Raw genomic sequence first — 19,656 nt, 5'->3', positions numbered from 1 at the left:
GTGGCGCGGTCAGCGCCGGTAGGACGCCACCATCAGCTCGCCCGCGATGACCGCGAGCTCGTCGTCGAGCCGCTCGATGAGCCGGTCGGAGACCGAGCCGGCCACGAGGTCGTGCGGGCCGAGGGGCAGCAGGCGGCCCGTGCGCACCCGGATGACCTGCCAGCCGGTAGCGCGCAGCATCCGGTCTTTCCTGCGGTCTTTCTCTTCGTGGCGCCCGACATGCTCGAGCCCGTGCCGGCCGACGCTGTCGTATTCGATCGCGACGCGCAGCTCGGGCACGATGATGTCGGGCCAGATCTCGAGGTTGTTGAAGAACGGCTTCGCCACCCGGATCGCGTTGTTGCTCAGGTCGAAGTCGAACCGTTCGGCCACGCGTGCGCGCAGGTCGCCCTCGACCGCCGACGCGGGTCTGGGCGCGAGCGCGCTCACGAACGGCTCGCCCACCGCGACCCTGTCGGCCCCGGCCGACGCGTTGCGGCAGGTGCGGCAGCCGCGACCGCCGAGCATGCGCTCGACCGTCGACTCCCACGTGCCGTGACCGCGGCCGCACACCCAGCGGTACGCCGTCGCTGTGCCCGTCTCGACCGCGAGGGCGTCGCGCTGGCCCGGCGTCACGATCGACAGCAGCCGCTCGCGGGTGACCGCCGACCCGTCGAGTCGTCGGCACAGGTAGCAGCGGTCGTCGTCGCCGGTCTCGATGCGTCGAAGATCGCGCGGATGCCCGCACGCGTACGGCGGCGGCGGCACGGCGGGTGCCGCGGCGACGGGCGGCCGCCGTTTCACGGCCAGCGCCGCGCAATCGGGACACCACGACGACTTACGCCGCTCGCGCCCCGGCCTGTTGCGCTGCTCCTCGGGCGTGGCCACGAAGGTGTGCCCGGCATCGCACTGCCACACGAGCAGCACCTCGGCGAGCGGAGGGATCTGCGTGAGGGTCACGCCGTGGTTGAACTCGGGGTGGTACTGGCGGATGAGCACCGGATAGCGTTCCCAGTCGGCGCGATACGTGCCGACGGCGTAGGGCATGGCGGTGCCCTTGGACCACTGGCGGCGCGCCCACCAGGTGTTCACCGGCTCTGCCACGATTCCTCCCGCGGCGAGGCTAAGCCCGGCCGCCGACATTGCAGCGCGGCGGTACACACAGCAAAGCTCCAATACTGTGTACCCATGGCGTTTTCGCACGAGACAGATGGCGGGCTCTCCCTCATCGACCTCGTCGACGAAGTCATGACCCGCGCCGAAACCCCCGAGATCGCGCGCGAGCAACTCGCCCGTCTCATCGCCGCGTCGAAGGCGATTTCATCAGACCTCGACCTGCCGACGGCGCTGCGCAACGTGGTGCAGGTCGCCTGCAATCTCGCCTCGGCACGCTACGGCGCGGTCGGCGTCATCTCCCCCGACGGCATGCTCGAGGAGTTCATCCATGTCGGCATGAGCGACGGCATCGTCGCCGAGCTCGGCGCCCCGCCCAGCGGCCACGGGCTGCTCGGCTCGGTGATCGCCGAGGCGCGGCCGATCAGGCTGGAACACCTCTCCCGCGACGAACGCTCCGTCGGCTTCCCCGCCGGCCACCCGCCGATGGAGAGCTTCCTCGGTGTGCCCGTGCGCGTCGGCGGAACCATCTACGGCAACCTCTACCTCACCGGCAGCGCGCGCGGGTCGTTCGACGCCGTCGACGAGCAGATCATCCTGACGCTGGCCTCCATGGCCGGAACCGCCATCGCCAACGCGCGCCTCTACGAGGAGGCCCACCTCGGGCAACGGTGGCTCGCGGCATCCGAGGAAATCAACCAGCGTCTGCTGTCCGGCGACCTCGGCGAGACCGACGTCGCGCCCATCGCCGACCTCATCCTCACCCTCGCCGACGCGTCGTTCGTGGGTCTCGTGCTGCCCACCGACCGGCCGGACGCCCTGCCGTTCGCCCAGAAGTTCGGCCCCCTCGCCGATGCGACCGGCACCGTCGCCGACGACGAGATCGCCGCGCTGCCCGAGCGGGTGCGCCGCGCTCTCGAGCTCAAAGACGACCGTCCCTCCGCCTTCCGCGACATCGAGATCTGGGCGAGCGCGCTCATCGGCTCGACGATGGTCATCCCGTGGGGCGACATCGAGGCCACCCGCGAGGGCGCCCTGGTCATCACCCGCGACAGCGCCGGACATCCCTACACCGTGGCGGAACGGCGCATGGCGAAGCGGTTCGCACGCAGCGTCGCGATCGCCCGAGAACTCGCGATGGCGCGCAACAACCGCGAACACGTCGCCCTCACCGACGAGCGTGACCGTATCGCGCGCGACCTGCACGACCACGTCATCCAGAGCCTGTTCGCGGTCGGGCTCGGGCTGCAGAGCATCGTCGGTTCGGCGAGCGGCCAGGTCGCCGCGCGCATCTCCGCCCAGGTCGACGCGATCGACGTGACCATCCGGCAGATCCGTCAGACGATCTTCCAGCTCGGAACGACGCCGAGCGCCACGACGTGGAGCCAGAAGAAGCGGTTCAACCAGCTCGTGCGCGAGATCCTCGAGGGCGAGGGCATCGACTCGTCGCTCGACTTCCGCGGACCCGTCGACACCCTCATCGACAGCGAGCTCGGCGACGAGGTCTCGGCCGTGCTGCGCGAGTCGCTGAGCAACGTCGTGCGGCACGCCGACGCCACCCGCGTCGACATCTCGATCGCCGTCTCCGCAACCGAGGTGCGGGTGGTCGTCACCGACAACGGCCGCGGCCTCGGCGAGGTCGGCAAGCGCAGCGGACTCGACAACCTCGACCATCGGGCGCTGGCCCGCGGCGGCCGGTTCGCGACCGCCGCGCGCGCGCCCTCGGGAACGACTATCGATTGGGCCGTGCCCGTGGTGACTCAGTGACAGCTCCCGTGCGTCTCTACCTGCTCGACGACCACGAGATCGTGCGCCGCGGTCTCATCGACCTGCTCTCCGAGGAGAGCGACTTCGCGGTGGTCGGGGAGAGCGGCGTGGCCACCGGCGCGGCGGCCGCGATCGTCGCTTCCGGCGCCACGGTCGCGATCCTCGACGGACGCCTCCCCGACGGCAGCGGCATCGACGTGTGCCGCGACGTGAAATCGGCGGATCCGAGCATCCGGTGCCTCATCCTCACCTCGTTCGACGACGACGAGGCCGTGCTCGCCGCGGTGCTCGCGGGTGCCGACGGCTACCTGCTGAAAGAGGTGAGGGCTACCAGTCTGGTCGACGCGATCCGCTCGGTGGCGGCCGGCACCAAGCTGCTCGATCCCGCGGTCACCGAGCGCGTGCTCGACCGCGTGCGCTCCCCCGGTGCGACCGCGTCGCCGCTCGGACTGCTGACCCCGCGCGAGACCGAGATCCTCGCGCTCATCGCCGAGGGTATGTCGAACCGCGAGATCGCCGGCGCGCTCTTCCTGGCCGAGAAGACCGTGAAGAACAACGTGAGCGGCATCCTGTCGAAGCTCGGGATGCAGCGGCGAACGCAGGCCGCGGTGCTCGGGGCCGAGTGGCTCCCGAAGCGCGACCGCTAGCCGAGGCCTGCTCCCCGCGGCCGCGAGTTGTCACATATCGACCCGTTTCGACGGTCGATAGGTCGATTCGTGACAACTGGACGCGGCGCGCCCGGGTCAGCGGGCGGCCGCTACCCGCTCGTAGTACGCCAACGTCGCGATGATGCGGGTGAGCAGCTCGCCGACCTCGTTCTGCTCGTAGCCGCGGCGCCACGAGGTTGTCGTGAACCGCACGTTGACCACGTCGGCCGACACGAAGGGCGCCGGCACCGGCGGTTCGCCCGTGGTCTCGTAGGCGGCGATCAGCTCGCGGGCCGCGGCGAGGAAGCCGTCGACACCGACGATCGAGTAGCCCGTGCGGAACCTCGTGGTGGTGAACGTCGCGTCGGCGAGAGACGACGAGTGCAGCAGGTCGGCGGGCGGCGCTTCGACGGGCGCGGCGACCGGAGCCGCCTCGTACTCGCGTAGAGCCGCCACAACCCGCTCGAGCAGGTCGTCGACCTCGTCCTGGTCGAAGCCGTTGTCGAACTTCGTGGTCGGCAGGCGCAGGTGGGCCACCTCGTCCGCCGACAGCCCGGCGGCCGACACGGGCCGCCCGGCGGTCACGGCCGTCTCCCACGCGGCGAGCGCCGCACCCGCCACGGTGAGGAAGCCGGTGACGGGACCCTGCTCGTAACCCTCGCGGAATTTCGTGACGGTGAACCGGGCTTCGAGAACGGAGTCGGAGGTCAACATCCCCTCACCCTAGGGTGTGTCGAGCAGCGCGACGATCTTCTCGACCGTGCGCAGATTGCGTCCGGTCGCGGTCACGCCGAGGCTCAGAAAGTATTTCGCCGGCACCTTCGACTCGGAGATGCCGTTCGGACACCACTGGTAGATCGCGTGCGGACCGGCCACCAGGCGTTCGGGAAGAAGATCGGTGTCGGACGGGCGGCCGCGGACCGTGTCATCCGCGGGGCCGTCCAAAAAGTAGACCAGCGCCCGCGACGGATCGACCGACACCGAAGCCAACGGATTCGCGGCCACGATCTCGCGGAACCGCGCGTCGTCGACGAGTACCACGGGGGCCGACACGCCCGTGGCAGCCGCGATCGCCGCTTCGAGCGAACGGGCGTCGACGACGTCGGACGAGTCGAACACGACGTTGCCGCTGCGCAGGAGAGTGCGCACATTCTCGTGGCCGAGCGCCTCGAAACACGCCCGCAGGTCGGCCATCGCGATGGACTTCGCCGTTCCCACATTGATACCCCGGAGCAACGCGACATAACGGTTCACGCCAACACCCTAGCGACTAGCACAGGTGCGTCAACCCGGCAAAGCTGTGACAGCGTTGAGAGCCACCGTCTATCGTGAACACGACCCACCACGTCTATAACAAGGGGATTAATTGACTGTCTGGCCCGGATCTGCCTACCCGCTCGGCGCAACATATGACGGAAACGGAACGAACTTCGCACTATTCAGCGAATCTGCCCAGAAGGTCGAACTCTGCCTGTTCGACGACGACCACAACGAGACCCGCTTCGAGCTGACCGAGGTCGACGCGTTCGTCTGGCACGGCTACCTGCCCCAGGTCCAGCCCGGGCAGCGCTACGGCTACCGCGTGCACGGCGAGTACGACCCCGAGAAGGGCGAACGCAGCAACCCGAACAAGCTGCTGCTCGACCCGTACGCCAAGGCGACGACCGGTGTCATCGACTGGGACCCGAGCGTGTTCCCCTACAACTTCGGCGACCCGCTCTCGCGCAACGACGACGACTCGGCCGCGCACACGATGCTCGGCGTCGTCATCAACCCCTACTTCGACTGGGCCGGCGACCGCCATCCGCGCACGCCGTACAGCGACACCTTCATCTACGAGGCGCACGTCAAGGGCCTCACCAAGCTGCACCCGGGCATCCCCGAAGACCAGCGCGGCAGCTACGGCGGCGTCGCCCACCCGATCATGATCGAGCACTACCAGAAGCTCGGCGTCACGGCCGTCGAGCTCATGCCGGTGCACCAGTTCGTCAACGACTCGGCGCTGCAGGAGAAGGGCCTCAGCAACTACTGGGGCTACAACACCATCGGCTTCTTCGCACCGCACTCGGGCTACGCCTCCAACGGCGAGCTCGGCCAGCAGGTGCAGGAGTTCAAAGGCATGGTGCGCTCGCTGCACGACGCGGGCATCGAGGTCATCCTCGACGTGGTCTACAACCACACCGCGGAAGGCAACCACCTCGGCCCGATGCTCTCGATGCGCGGCATCGACGACAAGGCGTACTACCGCCACGTCGACGGCAGCCCCGAGTACTACATGGACTACACCGGCACCGGCAACTCGCTGAACGTGGGCCACCCGCATTCGCTGCAGCTCATCATGGACAGCCTGCGCTACTGGGTCACCGAGATGCACGTCGACGGCTTCCGGTTCGACCTCGCCTCCACGCTCGCCCGCGAGTTCTACGACGTCGACAAGCTGTCGACCTTCTTCGAGCTCGTGCAGCAGGACCCGATCGTCTCGCAGGTGAAGCTCATCGCCGAGCCCTGGGACGTCGGTCCCGGCGGCTACCAGGTCGGCAACTTCCCGCCCCAGTGGACGGAGTGGAACGGTAAGTACCGCGACACGGTTCGCGACTTCTGGAAGGGCGAGCCGTCGACGCTCGGCGAGTTCGCCGAGCGCCTCACCGGTAGCGCCGACCTCTACGAGCAGTCGGGGCGACGTCCGGTCGCATCCATCAACTTCGTCACCGCGCACGACGGCTTCACGCTCGCCGACATCGTGTCGTACAACGAGAAGCACAACGACGCCAACGGCGAAGACAACAACGACGGCGAATCGCACAACCGCTCGTACAATTTCGGCGTCGAGGGACCGACGGATGACCCGCACGTGCTCGAAATGCGTGCCAGGCAGCAGCGCAACTTCCTCACCACGCTGCTGATCTCGCAGGGCGTTCCGATGCTGCTGCACGGCGACGAGATCGGACGCACCCAGGGCGGCAACAACAACGGCTACGCCCAGGACAACGAGATCAGCTGGATCCACTGGGACAAGGCCGACCTGCCGCTGATGGAGTTCGTGGCGGCGATCGCGCACCTGCGCAAGGACCACCCCACGTTCCGCCGCAGCCGCTTCTTCGACGGGCGCCCCGTGCGTCGCGAAGAAGGTGCGCCGCTGCCCGACATCGGCTGGCTGGCTCCCGACGGCGGGGCCATGGCCCCCGAGGACTGGGATTCCGGCTTCGGCCGTTCGATCGGCGTGTTCCTCAACGGCGACGGCATCCGCGGCAAGGACATGCGCGGCGAGCCCATCGTCGACGTGCACTTCCTCATCCTTCTCAACGCGCACACAGAGGCCGTGGAGTTCACGCTGCCCGAAGACGAGTACGCCTCCGCCTGGGAGATCGTGGTCGACACGGCAGGCGCCGGCGTCTCCACCGAGCCGCGCAACGCGGGCGACACGGTGACCGCGCAGGCGGTCTCCGCGCTGATCCTGCGCCAGTCCTCCGGCCCCGAGCCCGAGACCGACAACTCGGTCGCGGCGTCGCTCATCGCCCAGACCGGCACGAGCAGCGCCATCAACGCCCCGGCCCGACCGGTCGTCGAGTAATGGCCGCCGTCACCGCGCTGCCCGTCTCGACCTACCGGCTGCAGATCACCGCGGAGTTCACGCTCTTCGCCGCGGCCGATCTCGTCGACTACGTGCGCTCGCTCGGCGCCGACTGGGTCTATGTCTCGCCGATCCTGCGGTCGACCAAGGGCTCGAACCACGGCTACGACGTCGTCGACAACTCGATCGTCGACCCCGCGCGCGGCGGACCCGAGGGTCTCGCCGCGCTCTCGAAGGCCTGCCACGAGGCGGGCCTAGGCCTGCTCGTCGACATCGTGCCGAACCACCTCGGTGTGGAAGACGCTACGCAGACCGCGTGGTGGTGGGACGTGCTCGAGAAGGGCCGCGACTCCCGCTACGCCGAGGCGTTCGACATCGACTGGGACTTCGGCGGCGGCAAGCTGCGGATCCCCGTGCTCGGCGACGCCGACGACGCTCTCGACGACCTGAAGATCGTCGGCAGCGAGCTGCACTACTTCGAGAACCGCTACCCGATCGCGGCCGGCACCGCCGACGACGGCGCCTCCGCCAGGGAGGTGCACGACCGTCAGAACTACGAACTGATCAACTGGCGCCGCGCGGATTCGGAACTCAACTACCGCCGCTTCTTCGCGGTGAACACGCTCGCGGGCGTGCGCGTCGAGGTGCCGTGGGTCTTCGAGGAGTCGCACGCCGAGATCGTGCGCTGGATCACCGAGGGCCTCGCCGACGGACTGCGGGTCGACCACCCCGACGGTCTCGCCGACCCGGGCGGCTACCTCGACATGCTCGCCGCGGCGACCGGCGGCACCTACGTGCTCGTCGAGAAGATCCTCGAGGGGCCCGAACGGCTGCCCGGGTTCTGGGCGACCGCCGGCACCACCGGCTACGACGCCCTCGCCGACATCGACCGTGTGCTGGTCGACGGCGGCGGGCGCGAGCGCCTCGACGCCATCGACACGGCCCTGCGCGACCGCGCCCAGCCGGTGGAGTGGAAGACGCTCATCCACGGCACCAAGCGCGGCATAGCCGACGGCATCCTCAACTCCGAGGTCAACCGGCTCGCCCGCGAGTACGGCGTGGCCCGTCCCGACAGCGACACCGCCCTCGTCGCCGACGCGGTGGCCGAGCTGCTCGCCTGCTTCCCCGTCTACCGCTCCTACCTGCCGAGCGGCGCCGAGCACGTGCACGAGGCCGCCGAACTCGCCCGCCGTCACCGCCCCGAGCTGTCGGCGACGATCGACGATCTGCTGCCCGTGCTGCTCGACCCCGAGCAGCCGATGGCCGTGCGCTTCCAGCAGACCTCGGGCATGGTGATGGCCAAGGGCGTGGAGGACACCGCGTTCTACCGCTACACCCGGCTCGGTTCGCTCACCGAGGTGGGCGCCGACCCCGAGGAGTTCAGCATCGGGGTCGCCGAGTTCCACCAGCGCCAGAGCGACCGTCAGGCGAGCCTGCCCGGTTCGATGACCACGCTCTCCACCCACGACACGAAGCGCGGCGAAGACACCCGCGCCCGCATCACAGTTCTCTCCGAGCTGCCCGAGCGCTGGGAGTCCGTGCTCGGAAACCTACGCGAGCTGGCGCCGCTCGGCGACGGCCCGCTCGAGAACCTGCTCTGGGAAGCCATCGTCGGCGCGTGGCCCGCCAGCCGGGAACGCCTGCACGGCTACGCGGAGAAGGCGGCCCGCGAGGCAGGCAACTCCACGACCTGGACCGGCCCGAACGAGGAATTCGAGGCGCGCATGCACGCGGTCGTCGACAGTGTGTTCGACGACGCGGCGGTACGCGGCATCGTCGAGGGATTCGTCGAAGAGATCGCGGATGCCGGGTGGTCGAACTCTCTCGCGGCGAAGGTCGTGCAGCTCACCGCTCCCGGCGTGCCCGACGTCTATCAGGGCAGCGAGCTCTGGGAGACGAGCCTGGTCGACCCCGACAACCGCAGACCGGTCGACTATGACATCCGACGCCTGTATCTGGCGGCGGTTTCGGCGGGGGCGCATCCGGAGATCGACGAAACCGGCGCGGCCAAGCTGCTCGTCACCTCGCGTGCCCTGCGGCTGCGTCGCGACCGTACCGAGCTGTTCACCCGCTACGCCCCGCTCGAGGCCTTCGGCAAGCAGGCCGCGCACGTCGTCGCGTTCGACCGCGGCGGCGCCGTGACCGTCGCGACCCGTCTGCCCGTCGGGCTCGCGGCGGGCGACGGCTGGGGCGACACCACCATCACGCTGCCGGGCCACGACCTCGAAGACGTGATCACCGGCGCCCGCTACCCGGGCGGCAGCGTTCTGCTCTCAGAGTTGTTCCACAAGTATCCGGTGGTGTTGCTCGCCCCCGTGGAGGTCGCATCGTGAAGAACCGCAACTACGAGGTGTGGGCACCGCTCGCCACCCGCGTCGACCTGAACGTCGAGGGCACGGCCGTGCCCCTCGAGTCGGCGGGCGGCGGCACCTGGGTCGTGCCCGCCGGCACCACCGTCGACGCGTCGGCGGGAACCCGCTACGGCTATCAGATCGACGGCGGCGACCTGCTGCCCGATCCGCGGTCGCGTCGCCAGCCCGACGGCGTGCACGGCGCGAGCGCGGTGTTCGACGACTCCGAATTCGAGTGGACGGACGCCGCGTGGACCGGACGCCAGCTCGCCGGCGGGATCATCTACGAGATGCACGTCGGCACGTTCACGCCCGAGGGCACCCTCGACTCGGCGATCGAGCGTCTCGACTACCTCGTCGACCTCGGCATCGACTTCGTCGAGGTGCTGCCGGTCAACAGCTTCAACGGCACGCACAACTGGGGCTATGACGGCGTGCTCTGGTACTCGGTGCAGGAGACCTACGGCGGACCGGCCGCCTACCAGCGGTTCGTCGACGCCTGCCACGCCCGCGGTCTGGCGGTCATCCAGGACGTCGTCTACAACCACCTCGGCCCGAGCGGCAACTACCTGCCGGTCTACGGCCCGTACCTGCACTCCGAGAGCGCCAACACCTGGGGCTCGTCGGTCAACCTCGACGAGGCCGAGGTGCGCCGCTACATCCTCGACAACGCCCTGATGTGGCTCGGCGACTTCCACGTCGACGCGCTGCGCCTCGACGCCGTTCACGCCCTCGTCGACACCGCCACACCGCACATCCTGCAGGAGCTCGCGCAGGAGGCCGACGCGCTGAGCGCCCACGTCAGGCGCCCGCTCACGCTGATCGCCGAGAGCGACATGAACGACGCCAGCATCGTCACCCCGCGCGAGGCCAACGGACTCGGGCTCGCGGCACAGTGGAGCGACGACTACCACCACGCGCTGCACGTCGCGCTCACGGGCGAGACGAGCGGCTACTACGCCGACTTCGCCTCGCTCGAAGCCCTCGCCAAGGTCTCGACGCGCGGGTTCTTCCACGACGGCACGTTCTCATCGTTCCGGAAGCGCGACCACGGTGCGCCGATCGACCCGGTCATGCCCGCCTGGCGTCTCGTGACGTTCTCGCAGGACCACGACCAGATCGGCAACCGCGCGGCCGGCGACCGGCTCACCGAGACCCTCGACTACGGCCAGCTGGCCATCGCCGCCGTTCTCACCGTGTGTTCGCCCTTCACTCCCATGCTGTTCATGGGCGAGGAGTTCGGCGCCACCACCCCGTGGCAGTTCTTCACGTCGCATCCGGAACCCGAACTGGGCAAGGCCACCGCCGAGGGCCGCATCGCCGAGTTCGAGGCGATGGGCTGGGATCCCGACACCGTGCCCGACCCGCAGGACCCGCAGACCTTCGAGCGCTCGAAACTCGACTGGTCGTCGGTCGAATCGGGCGATCACGCGCGTCTCCTCGCCCTCTACCGCGAGCTGATCGCGGTGCGCCGCGCAGTGCCGGCGTTCTCCGACCCCGACTTCGCGCACCTCCGCGCCTCGTTCGACGACGACACACGCTGGTTCCGGGTGGAGCGCGACGACGTGTCGATCGTGGTGAACTTCGGTCTCGAAACGCTGTCGCTGCCCGTGCTCGAGGCGACCGTGATCCTGGCGACGGATGACGCGGCCACCGTCACCGGCACCGTGCTGAGCCTGCCGGCTCACAGCGCCGTCATCCTGCAGCACTGATTCGCGCACACCCCTTCGCCGGTCGGACCTCGCGCGCTGCGGAGCCCGACCGGCGAATTTAGTTGTCGCTGAAACTTTTTTGGTCGATCGGGAATAGCGCACAGGTCCATGCGCTTGAATGAATCTGTGAGCACCGCCGTGCTCGTATATTTCGAAAACTCTGGAGTACACACATGACCATCGACGTCGCCACCATCCCCGCCGGAACCTGGACCCTCGACCCCACCCACTCCGACATCACCTTCAGCGTGCGCCACCTCGCCATCTCCAAGGTGCGTGGCGCGTTCGAGAAGTTCGATGTCACCGTCGTCACGACCACCAACCCCGCCGACACCACCGTCACCGCCTCGGTCGACGTTGCCTCGGTCAACACCAACCAGGCCGACCGCGACGGCCACCTCAAGACGAGCGACTTCTTCCTCGTCGAAGAGTTCCCGACCATGGACTTCGTTTCCACCGGCGTGCGCGTCGACGGCGACGTCTTCTTCGTCGACGGCGACCTCACCCTGCGCGGCGTCACCAAGCCCGTCACCCTGAAGGGCGAGCTCGGCGGCGTTATGGTCGACGGCTACGGCCAGACCAAGCTCGGCGCCTCGGCCTCGACCAAGATCAACCGCCTCGACTTCGGTGTGAACTGGAACGCTGCGCTCGAGGCCGGCGGCCTCACGCTCGGCAACGACGTCACCATCAACTTCGAGATCCAGGTCACGCTCCAGCCGTAATCTGCTCGCAGCACGTCGTTAGATACCCACGCGGCACTTGCGCCTCCGTTCGAACATGTGTTCGAATGGGGGCGTGAGGCATTTAACCGAGGGTTCAGCATGAGGTGGGACGGCCAGGCGATCAACGTCGAGCAGCGCGATTCCCTCACCGGTCTCGCCAAGCTCAGCAACGTGGTGCGCAGCGTGCAGACCCCCGAGTTCGCCGGCATCACCTTCCACGAGGTGCTCGCGAAGACCGCCCTCAACCACGTGCCGGGCGCCAGCAACTCGATGCCCTTCGCGTGGACGATCAACCCGTACCGCGGGTGCAGCCACTCGTGCGTCTACTGTTTCGCGCGCAACACCCACACCTATCTCGAGCTCGACGCCGGCAAAGACTTCGACAACGAGATCATCGTCAAGGTCAACGTCGCCGAGGTGCTGGCGAAAGAGCTGCGAACCAAGCGCGCCGTGATTCCGGCGGTCGCGCTGGGAACCAACACCGACCCGTACCAGCGGGCCGAGGGCCGCTACCGGCTGATGCCCGGCGTGATCGCCGCGCTCGCCCAGAGCGGAACGCCGTTCTCCATCCTCACCAAGGGCACCCTGCTGCGCCGCGATCTACCTCTGCTGGTCTAGGCGAACACGCAGATTCCCGTGTCGCTCGCGATGTCGATCGCGATCTTCGACGACGACCTGCAGCAGGCGGTCGAGCCGGGCACCCCCACCGCGAAGGCGCGGCTCGCCACGGTGACGGCGGTGCGCGAGGCCGGGCTCGACTGTTCCGTATTTATGATGCCGATCCTGCCGCACCTCACCGACACCACCGCGCACCTCGACGAGGCGCTCCGCCAGATCAAAGCGGCCGGCGCCACGACGGTGCTGTACACGGCGTTGCACCTCCGGCCCGGAACCAAAGAGTGGTTCATGCAGTGGCTCGAGCTGAATCATCCGCACCTCGTCGAGAAGTACCGGTTCATGTACTACGGGGTCAACTCCTACGCGCCCAAAGAATATCGACAGTGGCTCGCGGCCAAGATGCGGCCCCTCATCCGCAAGCACGGGCTCACCCGCGGCATCGAAGACCCCACGACGGGCGGCGTGGCCGCGCCCGACGTTCGCTCCCGCTTCGACCAGCGGGGAGAACGCCGAGCCCTTCCCTCCCTCATCGCCGAGGAACTGCCGCCCGCTGTCGCCGCCCAGGCACTCGGCGTGCCGACGCTGTTCTGACCGCCACCGCGACGGGCGGGGGCCGTCGCTGTCTGCGGCGTCGCGATCTGCGCCGACGCGGAATGAACCGCCCACCGCTCGACGTTGGCTCTGAACACGGCGTGACGATCTGCGTGACCGCCAGCACCGAGGGAGACAAACCGTGACGACCACCGATTTCGACTGGGTTCAGCTTCAGCACCGCGCCCACCAGGAGTTCGCCGCCCGCATCGCCGCCGTGCAGAACTGGGACGCTCCGACGCCCGACACCGACTGGAGCGTGCGCGACCTGGTCACCCACGTGGTCACGGAGCAGCAGTGGGTCCCCCATCTGCTCGCCGGCCGATCGCTGGAACAGGCTCGCTCGAGCATCGACCGGCTGCGCGCCGACCTCGCGGGCGAGTGGGCGCTGTACTCCCTCGCCGCCACGTCGGCGTGGCACAGCACGCCGCGCGACGCCCGCGTGCAGCTCTCCTCCGACACGGTGACGGCCGACGAGTACCTGCGCGAGCAGGTCGCCGACGTCACCATCCACGCCTGGGATCTGGCGCGCGCGGTGGGCGCAGACGAGACCCTCGACGACGAACTGGTGCGGGCGGTGTGGAGCGTGTTCGAGCCGCAGAAGGCCACGCTCGAGGCGAGCGGGCTCTTCGCCTCGCCCGTGCCCGTGGCCGACGACGCCCCGCTGCAGTCACGCCTGCTGGCGATCACCGGGCGCGACGACCGTCGGTAGCCGTATGTTTCGCAATCCCTGTTGCTTCGATCGCGCATCTGCGTACGATGTGCAGGCATTTTGCTCGTGCAAGGAGGCCCAGCAGTGACGATGCAGTACGAACAGCGACCCCTGTCTATCGACATCCGACTCGACGCACTCTCCGAGCGGGAATGGCGCGTCTGCGACAACCGCCTTCCCGAAAGCGACCACCTGTCCATTCTCGGATTCATCGAGCTGCGCAATGGACTCTTCGAGGTGACGACCATGGACGACCCCGGTCAGCGCGTGATTTTCGACTCGCTCGCGGCGGCCAGGAACGCCTTCGCGCCAATCCCGAGAGAGCGTGTTCACACGGCATAGCTCGTGGTCTAGTCTTCGAGTAACACCGTGCACTACTACCCCGCACGACGACGTCCGGGGCGCATTTCCCCCTCGCGGGGGAAGGACCGACGATGGAAGTGGTTATGGGCAAGATTCTGTATGGCGAGTCAGGCATCGAGGTAGTTTTCGACGACAGGGCTATGGCCCACCTACAGCTCGTCATCGGTGCGAAGCTGCGTCGGCGCGAGAGCTTCTTCTTCTCCTGGAAAGACGATGCGAGCGTGGGTGACGGCCGCAGCAGCATCTGGCTCGACTCCTCGATCCCGCTGTACTTCCGATACTCCGGCAGCAAACCGGTCACGATCAACCGGGAATGGCTCGACATCCTCACCCTCTCCGCCCACACGGCCCAGGGTCTGCAGTTCACGGGCGAGCCGCACGGCGACACCCCCGCGCCGCGGTCGCAGGTGTAGCAGGGGTTCCACCGTTTGACAAGTGTCTCTCTGACGAACACTTCGTTTGGTTGACTGTAGTGCCCCCAATCGAGGGCCGTACAGCAGACCCATAGGACGACGACCACCATGGTGCTCATTTCCCCGAGCCGCAAGCCCACCCCCGCCCGTTCCGTGAGCGTCGCGATGATCGACGACGAACTCTTCGCCCTGCTCACACCCACAGAGACGCTCGGCTACGTGCACAAAGTGGGCCGCGTCTACGTCGCCATGCGCGGCGCCGACTACAACCACGCGGTCGAGGTGGGGCAGACGCTGTCCCGCGAGCGCGCCATCGAAATCGTGCGCGCCGCCTAGCTTCAATAGAGTGGTCCTCGTGACCACCTATACGCCCCGCCCCTGGCTGGCCAGCTACGCTCCCGGAGTCCCGCACGAGATCGCACTTCCCGAAGGGTCGCTGTTCGACCTGGTCGACAACTCCATCCGAGAATTCCCCGACAATGTGGCCTTGGAATTCTTCGGAGCGACCACGACCTATAGCGAGTTGGGCGAGCAGATCTCCCGGGCCGCCGAGGGCCTGAGGCGGCTCGGCGTGAAGAAGGGCGACCCGGTGGCCCTCGTGCTCCCGAACGCGCCCCAGCACATTGTGGCGTTCTACGCCGTGCTTCGCCTCGGCGCCATCGTCGTCGAACACAACCCGCTCTACACGCCCCGCGAACTGCGGCACCAGTTCGAAGACCACGGCGCGCGTTTCGTGATCGCCTGGAACAAGGTCGTCGAGACGATTCAGGCTTTTCCCTCGGATGTCGCGGTCGAGACGATCATCTCGGTGGACGTCACACGGGCTATGCCGTTCATGACGCGAGCGCTGCTGCGTCTGCCCGTCGCCAAGGCGCGCGAGTCCCGCGGCGCACTCACCACGAGCGTGCGCGGCACCGTTCTCTGGAAGGACCTGCTGAAGAGCAAGCCGATCGACGTCGACGTCGCCCGGCCGGGGGCCGACGACGTCGCGCTGCTGCAGTACACGAGCGGCACGACCGGCAGCCCCAAGGGCGCGACCCTCACGCACCTCAATCTCACGGTGAACGCGGCGCAGTCCCGCGCGTGGACGCCGACGGTGCCCCGGGGCACCGCCGTTGTCTACGCCGTGCTGCCGATGTTCCACGCCTACGGGCTCACGCTCTGCCTCACCTTCGCCATGAGCATGGGCGCGCGGCTCGTGCTCTTTCCGAAGTTCGACCCCGACCTCGTGCTCGCGGTCGTCAAGAAGCGGCCCGCGACGTTCCTGCCCGCGGTCCCGCCGATCTACGAGCGCCTCACGAAGGCCGCCGCCGACAAGGGCGTCTCGCTCGCCGGCATCGAGATCTCCATCTCGGGCGCCATGCCCCTGTCGGCCGCCGTAGTCGAGCCGTGGGAGGCCGCGACCGGCGGCTACCTCGTCGAGGGCTACGGGCTCTCCGAGACCTCCCCCGTGCTGATGGCGAACCCCGTCGCGCCCAGCCGCCGCGCGGGCACCGTCGGCCTCCCGCTGCCCAACACCGAGGTGCGGGTCGTCGACCCCGAGAACCCCCAGGCCGACCGGGCGCCGGGCGAGGCGGGCGAGCTGCTCGTTCGCGGCCCGCAGGTCTTCAGCGGCTACTGGGGAAAGCCCGACGAGACGGCCGAGGTCTTCGTAGAATCCACCGACGATGGCGCGCACTGGTTCCGCACGGGAGACATCGTGAGCATCGACGCCGACGGATTCGTCAGCATCGTCGACCGCATCAAGGAACTCATCATCACGGGCGGATTCAATGTCGCCCCCAGCGAGGTCGAGGAATGCCTGCGCGGTTTCCGCGGCATTGCGGATGCCGCCGTCGTCGGCCTTCCTGACGGTCACAGCGGCGAGGCGGTCGTCGCGGCCGTCGTGCTCGAGCCGGGGGCCGAACTCGACGCCGAGGCGGCGCGCGCCTACGTGCGCGAGAACCTCACGCCCTACAAGGTGCCCAAGCGTCTCGTCGTCGTCGAGGCGCTGCCGAAGTCGCTGATCGGCAAGGTCCTGCGCCGCGAGGTGCGCACCATCCTGCTCGATTCCGGCACGGGCGCGTGATGGCCCGGACTCCGACGGAGCGGGCCCGACGTCTCTGGCGCTGGTCCGCCGCCGCCGTGGCGGCCGGCCTGCTCGTCGCCGTCGCGAGCATCTTCCTTCCCGTCGCCGCGTTCGCGCTGTCGATCGTGGCCGCCGTGTTCTTCGTGGCGGCGGTGCTCGTCGGAGCGATCGCGGCGAACCAGACGACCCGCCGGCCCGAGCTGACGTGGATCATCGCGGGCATCCTCGTCTTCTGGGTCGCGAACAGCGCGCTCTACCTTCACCTCGTGGTCGAGGCGAACTCGCTCGTCGGCACGGTGCCGCCGCAGGAGGCGATCGACCTGCTCGGCACCCTGTTCGCCGCCGGCACCACCGCGCTCATCGCCGCCGTCATCCTCACGATCGTCGGCTGGGCCGTGCGGCCCGGGCGCTGGTCAGCGCTGCACGGGCCCAGCGGGCAGTCGTAGCCGCCGGTCCCCAGGCGTCGGTCGCTAGGCGGCCGGGATCGGGAAGACCAGCAGCGTGCTGCTCGCCGTCGCCACGGTGCGCCCCTGGCCGTCGAGCACGATCGCCTCGGCGAACGCGACTCGTGATCCCGGCTTGGTGACCGTGCCGACCACGGTGAGCGGCCCCGTCGTGGTGCTCACCGCCCGCAGGTAGCTCACCTTGATCTCGAGCGACGTGTAGCCCGTGCCCGCCGGAAGTGTCGTCTGCACCGCGCAGCCCGCCGCCGAGTCGAGCACGGTGCAGACGAAGCCGCCGTGCACCGAGCCGATCGGGTTGTAGTGCGACTCGTCGGGATGGCAGCTGAACGTCGCCGTCCCCTGGCCCACCGACTCGAGGTTCATATTCATCAGCGCCGTGATCGGCGGCGGCGGGATCTCGCCGTCGATCATGGCCTGCAGGTACTCGATGCCGGGCATCGTGGCGGCGCGCGAGGCGCCGACCATCGGGTCGTCCCACTCGACGGTGCGGCTGCGAACGACGTTGTTCTCTGGGTCCATACCCCCCAGTGTGCTGCTAGGCCGGATCGGTCACAAAGTCGATGAGCTGTTCGACTCTTCCCAGCAGGGCGGGCTCGAGATCGTTGTAGGAATTCACCTGACCGAGGATGCGCTGCCAGGCGCGGGCGATGTCGGCCTGTTCCGCGTGCGGCCAGCCGAGCGCGGCGCAGATGCCGTGCTTCCACTCGATTCCGCGCGGGATGACGGGCCACTCGCGCAGACCCAGTCGCTGCGGCTTGACCGCCTGCCAGACGTCGATATACGGATGCCCGACGACGAGAACGTGGGATCCGTGCGGTCCGCGCGCCACGGCATCCGCGATTCGGCTCTCCTTCGACCCGGGAACCAGGTGGTCGACCAGCACGCCCAGCCTGCGGGATTTCGCGGGGCCGAACTCCGCGACCAGGCTCACCAGGTCGTCCACGCCCTCGAGGTATTCGACGACGACGCCCTCGACCCGCAGGTCGTGCCCCCAGACCTTCTCGACGAGTTCCGCGTCGTGGCGGCCCTCGACGTAGATACGGCTCGGCAGCGCAACGCGAGCCGCGACATCCGCGACCCTGATCGAGCCGGAGGCGCTGCGCCCGGTCGACGCCGCTTTGCGCACCGGTGGACCGAGGGTGACCCGCGCACCGTCCACGAGGAAGCCGGCACCGAGCGGGAAGGCCCGGATCTTGCCCGCGCGGTCTTCGAGTTCGACGCTCGTGCTCTCGATGCGCACGATGGCGCCGACGAAACCCGTCGCCGCGTGCTCGAGCACCAGGTCGCGCTCCGCAGCGACCACGGGAGCGGCGGCGAGAACGGGGCGCTTGGTGAACCCGACGAGCGGGTCAGAGCCGTAGCGGTCGTACGTCACGGCCTAGTTCCCCTGGAGGGAGTGCTCCGCGACGTAGGGCGGGGCCAGGTGTAGGTACTTCTCGTGCACCTGGGCGCTCGTGTGCCCGGTCGTGCCGTCGAGGTGCGTCTGCGGCGAGTCGAACTCGACGATCCACATGCGGGTCGGCCCGCCGGTGTTGGTCACGCGCTGGATCGCTGCCCCGCCCGCGCCGACGATGACGCCGCTCGGTTCTTCCGGCCAGGGCGAGGGGTCGTCTTCCGACACCGCCTCGACGTAGACCTGGGCGCCGATTCCGAAATCGAAGGTTTCCACCGGGGTTGTCATGGCTCCATCTTCGCCCACGCGCCGCTAGGCCTCCGACTGACGTGCCGCCCTCGCCCGAGATTGCTGCCGCAGCCGGTGCGCCGCCGGCCAGGTGACGAGCAGGGCGAGCAGCACGCCGACCACGGTGCCGAGGCCGTTCGACAGCAGGTCGCGTGGATCCGAGACCCGGTCGGAGAGCCAGACGCCCTGGGCAAGCTCGATCCAGCACGAGGCGAGTAGCCCGGCGAAGACGCCCACCCACCAGAGCCTCCGGCCGAGCAGCAGCAGGACGAAGACACCCATGGGCACGAAGAGCGCGACATTGGCGGCGAATTCGACCCGACCGAAGGTGAGGAACTCCGTGCCGACGTTCGACTGGACGGAGCGCGCGACCCGCTGCAGCAGCGAGAACGTGCGCACGCCGGCGTTCGACGGTGTGAGCGTGAGCCACGCGAGTGTTCCGAGATACGCCAGAGTCACGACACTGACGATCGGGTGGCGACGGAACACGTCTGTATCGTCTCAGGCCCGCCTATGCGACACGTGGGAGAAGAGTGGATGCGACGTGTGAGCCGAATCCTGCGGCGAACGCCCGCTTCGGGGCAGGATGGGGGGATGGACAAGCCCCAGATCGAGCATGAGCCCGAACGCACGCAGTACACCCTGGTTCTCGACGGGTCGGAGATCGGCTACGCCCGCTACACCGACACGGCGACGCAGCGCGTTTTCACGCACACGGTGGTGCAACCCGAGTTCGGCGGCCGCGGTTTCGCGACCGGGCTCATCGAGTTCGCGGTCGCCGAGGCACGCGCCGAAGACAAGCGCATCGTCGGCGAATGCCCGATGGTGGCCCACTGGCTCGGCAAGCACCCCGAGCTCGCCGACTACGTCGACGAAGCCTAGAG

Annotated in this window: 20 protein-coding genes and 1 pseudogene; 14 read left to right on the top strand and 7 right to left on the bottom strand. The window is 68.6% G+C overall.

What is annotated here, in order from left to right:
• Positions 1–9: 9 nt before the first annotated feature.
• Positions 10–1,083, bottom strand: a complete 1,074-nt coding sequence (locus ACLQ6X_RS13535; protein ID WP_411700678.1) for a zinc-ribbon domain-containing protein — start codon at positions 1,081–1,083, stop codon at positions 10–12.
• A gap of 84 nt (positions 1,084–1,167) precedes the next feature.
• Here ACLQ6X_RS13535 and ACLQ6X_RS13530 point away from each other — a divergent pair, with 84 nt between their 5' ends.
• Both ACLQ6X_RS13530 and ACLQ6X_RS13525 read left to right on the top strand, forming a co-directional pair.
• Positions 1,168–2,859: a GAF domain-containing protein gene (locus tag ACLQ6X_RS13530; protein WP_411700677.1), complete on the top strand. Its 1,692-nt coding sequence runs from the start codon at positions 1,168–1,170 to the stop codon at positions 2,857–2,859.
• Entirely contained in the window at positions 2,856–3,506 is a 651-nt protein-coding gene (locus ACLQ6X_RS13525) for a LuxR C-terminal-related transcriptional regulator (protein WP_411700676.1), read from the top strand. Before ACLQ6X_RS13530 ends, ACLQ6X_RS13525 begins: the two co-directional genes overlap by 4 nt.
• A 96-nt stretch (positions 3,507–3,602) precedes the next feature.
• Here the strand turns inward: ACLQ6X_RS13525 and ACLQ6X_RS13520 are convergent, their stop codons facing one another.
• Both ACLQ6X_RS13520 and ACLQ6X_RS13515 read right to left on the bottom strand, forming a co-directional pair.
• Positions 3,603–4,220 carry a DivIVA domain-containing protein gene (locus ACLQ6X_RS13520; protein ID WP_411700675.1) on the bottom strand — a complete coding sequence of 206 codons (618 nt, stop codon included), beginning with the start codon at positions 4,218–4,220 and terminating at the stop codon, positions 3,603–3,605.
• A 9-nt stretch (positions 4,221–4,229) separates the two neighbouring features.
• The gene (locus tag ACLQ6X_RS13515) at positions 4,230–4,760 is read right to left on the bottom strand and encodes a DUF1697 domain-containing protein (RefSeq protein WP_411700674.1); all 531 of its coding nucleotides are present in this window, start codon (positions 4,758–4,760) and stop codon (positions 4,230–4,232) included.
• Positions 4,761–4,872: 112 nt separating this feature from the next.
• Here ACLQ6X_RS13515 and glgX point away from each other — a divergent pair, with 112 nt between their 5' ends.
• From glgX to ACLQ6X_RS13460, 11 genes and pseudogenes are all read left to right on the top strand, one after another.
• Entirely contained in the window at positions 4,873–7,077 is a 2,205-nt protein-coding gene (glgX, locus tag ACLQ6X_RS13510) for a glycogen debranching protein GlgX (RefSeq protein ID WP_411700673.1), read from the top strand.
• Positions 7,077–9,410, top strand: a complete 2,334-nt coding sequence (gene treY / locus ACLQ6X_RS13505) for a malto-oligosyltrehalose synthase (RefSeq protein WP_411700672.1) — start codon at positions 7,077–7,079, stop codon at positions 9,408–9,410. The genes glgX and treY overlap by 1 nt, the downstream gene beginning before the upstream one ends.
• Positions 9,407–11,140 (top strand): malto-oligosyltrehalose trehalohydrolase, encoded by a 1,734-nt coding sequence (gene treZ / locus ACLQ6X_RS13500; protein WP_411700671.1) that lies wholly within the window; start codon positions 9,407–9,409, stop codon positions 11,138–11,140. Before treY ends, treZ begins: the two co-directional genes overlap by 4 nt.
• A 173-nt stretch (positions 11,141–11,313) precedes the next feature.
• Positions 11,314–11,862, top strand: coding sequence for a YceI family protein (locus ACLQ6X_RS13495; protein ID WP_411700670.1), 549 nt, complete (start codon positions 11,314–11,316; stop codon positions 11,860–11,862).
• A 99-nt stretch (positions 11,863–11,961) separates the two neighbouring features.
• Positions 11,962–13,071, top strand: a pseudogene (locus ACLQ6X_RS13490) (Rv2578c family radical SAM protein).
• 142 nt (positions 13,072–13,213) lie between these two features.
• Positions 13,214–13,783, top strand: a complete 570-nt coding sequence (locus ACLQ6X_RS13485) for a TIGR03086 family metal-binding protein (protein ID WP_411700669.1) — start codon at positions 13,214–13,216, stop codon at positions 13,781–13,783.
• Positions 13,784–13,867: 84 nt separating this feature from the next.
• Positions 13,868–14,125 carry a hypothetical protein gene (locus ACLQ6X_RS13480; protein WP_411700668.1) on the top strand — a complete coding sequence of 86 codons (258 nt, stop codon included), beginning with the start codon at positions 13,868–13,870 and terminating at the stop codon, positions 14,123–14,125.
• A gap of 104 nt (positions 14,126–14,229) precedes the next feature.
• A complete protein-coding gene (locus tag ACLQ6X_RS13475; protein WP_188509837.1) occupies positions 14,230–14,559 on the top strand; it encodes an ATP-dependent DNA ligase in 330 nt (109 codons plus the stop codon).
• A 108-nt stretch (positions 14,560–14,667) separates the two neighbouring features.
• Complete coding sequence (locus ACLQ6X_RS13470; RefSeq protein WP_411700667.1) at positions 14,668–14,895, top strand: hypothetical protein; 228 nt, start codon at positions 14,668–14,670, stop codon at positions 14,893–14,895.
• 19 nt (positions 14,896–14,914) lie between these two features.
• A complete protein-coding gene (locus ACLQ6X_RS13465; RefSeq protein ID WP_411700666.1) occupies positions 14,915–16,627 on the top strand; it encodes a long-chain-fatty-acid--CoA ligase in 1,713 nt (570 codons plus the stop codon).
• A complete protein-coding gene (locus ACLQ6X_RS13460; protein ID WP_411700665.1) occupies positions 16,627–17,073 on the top strand; it encodes a hypothetical protein in 447 nt (148 codons plus the stop codon). The genes ACLQ6X_RS13465 and ACLQ6X_RS13460 overlap by 1 nt, the downstream gene beginning before the upstream one ends.
• Before the next feature lie 24 nt (positions 17,074–17,097).
• On the opposite strand, the gene ACLQ6X_RS13455 is transcribed toward ACLQ6X_RS13460, so the two are convergent.
• The 4 genes from ACLQ6X_RS13455 to ACLQ6X_RS13440 are packed head-to-tail and all read right to left on the bottom strand — an operon-like array spanning position 17,098 to position 19,261.
• Positions 17,098–17,610, bottom strand: coding sequence for a PaaI family thioesterase (locus ACLQ6X_RS13455; protein ID WP_411700664.1), 513 nt, complete (start codon positions 17,608–17,610; stop codon positions 17,098–17,100).
• Positions 17,611–17,626: 16 nt separating this feature from the next.
• The gene (locus ACLQ6X_RS13450) at positions 17,627–18,466 is read right to left on the bottom strand and encodes a DUF3097 domain-containing protein (RefSeq protein WP_411700663.1); all 840 of its coding nucleotides are present in this window, start codon (positions 18,464–18,466) and stop codon (positions 17,627–17,629) included.
• A gap of 3 nt (positions 18,467–18,469) precedes the next feature.
• Positions 18,470–18,772, bottom strand: a complete 303-nt coding sequence (locus tag ACLQ6X_RS13445) for a hypothetical protein (protein WP_411700662.1) — start codon at positions 18,770–18,772, stop codon at positions 18,470–18,472.
• Between the two features lie 24 nt (positions 18,773–18,796).
• On the bottom strand, positions 18,797–19,261 hold the full coding sequence (locus tag ACLQ6X_RS13440; protein ID WP_411700661.1) for a VanZ family protein: 465 nt from the start codon (positions 19,259–19,261) through the stop codon (positions 18,797–18,799).
• A gap of 105 nt (positions 19,262–19,366) precedes the next feature.
• Here ACLQ6X_RS13440 and ACLQ6X_RS13435 point away from each other — a divergent pair, with 105 nt between their 5' ends.
• Positions 19,367–19,654 (top strand): GNAT family N-acetyltransferase, encoded by a 288-nt coding sequence (locus tag ACLQ6X_RS13435; protein WP_411700660.1) that lies wholly within the window; start codon positions 19,367–19,369, stop codon positions 19,652–19,654.
• Positions 19,655–19,656: the final 2 nt, after the last annotated feature.

The organism is Conyzicola sp. (assembly GCF_046714715.1).
Taxonomy (GTDB): domain Bacteria; phylum Actinomycetota; class Actinomycetes; order Actinomycetales; family Microbacteriaceae; genus Conyzicola.
Note: the sequence above shows the minus strand (reverse complement) of the source record. Positions and strands in the feature narration are given on the sequence as shown.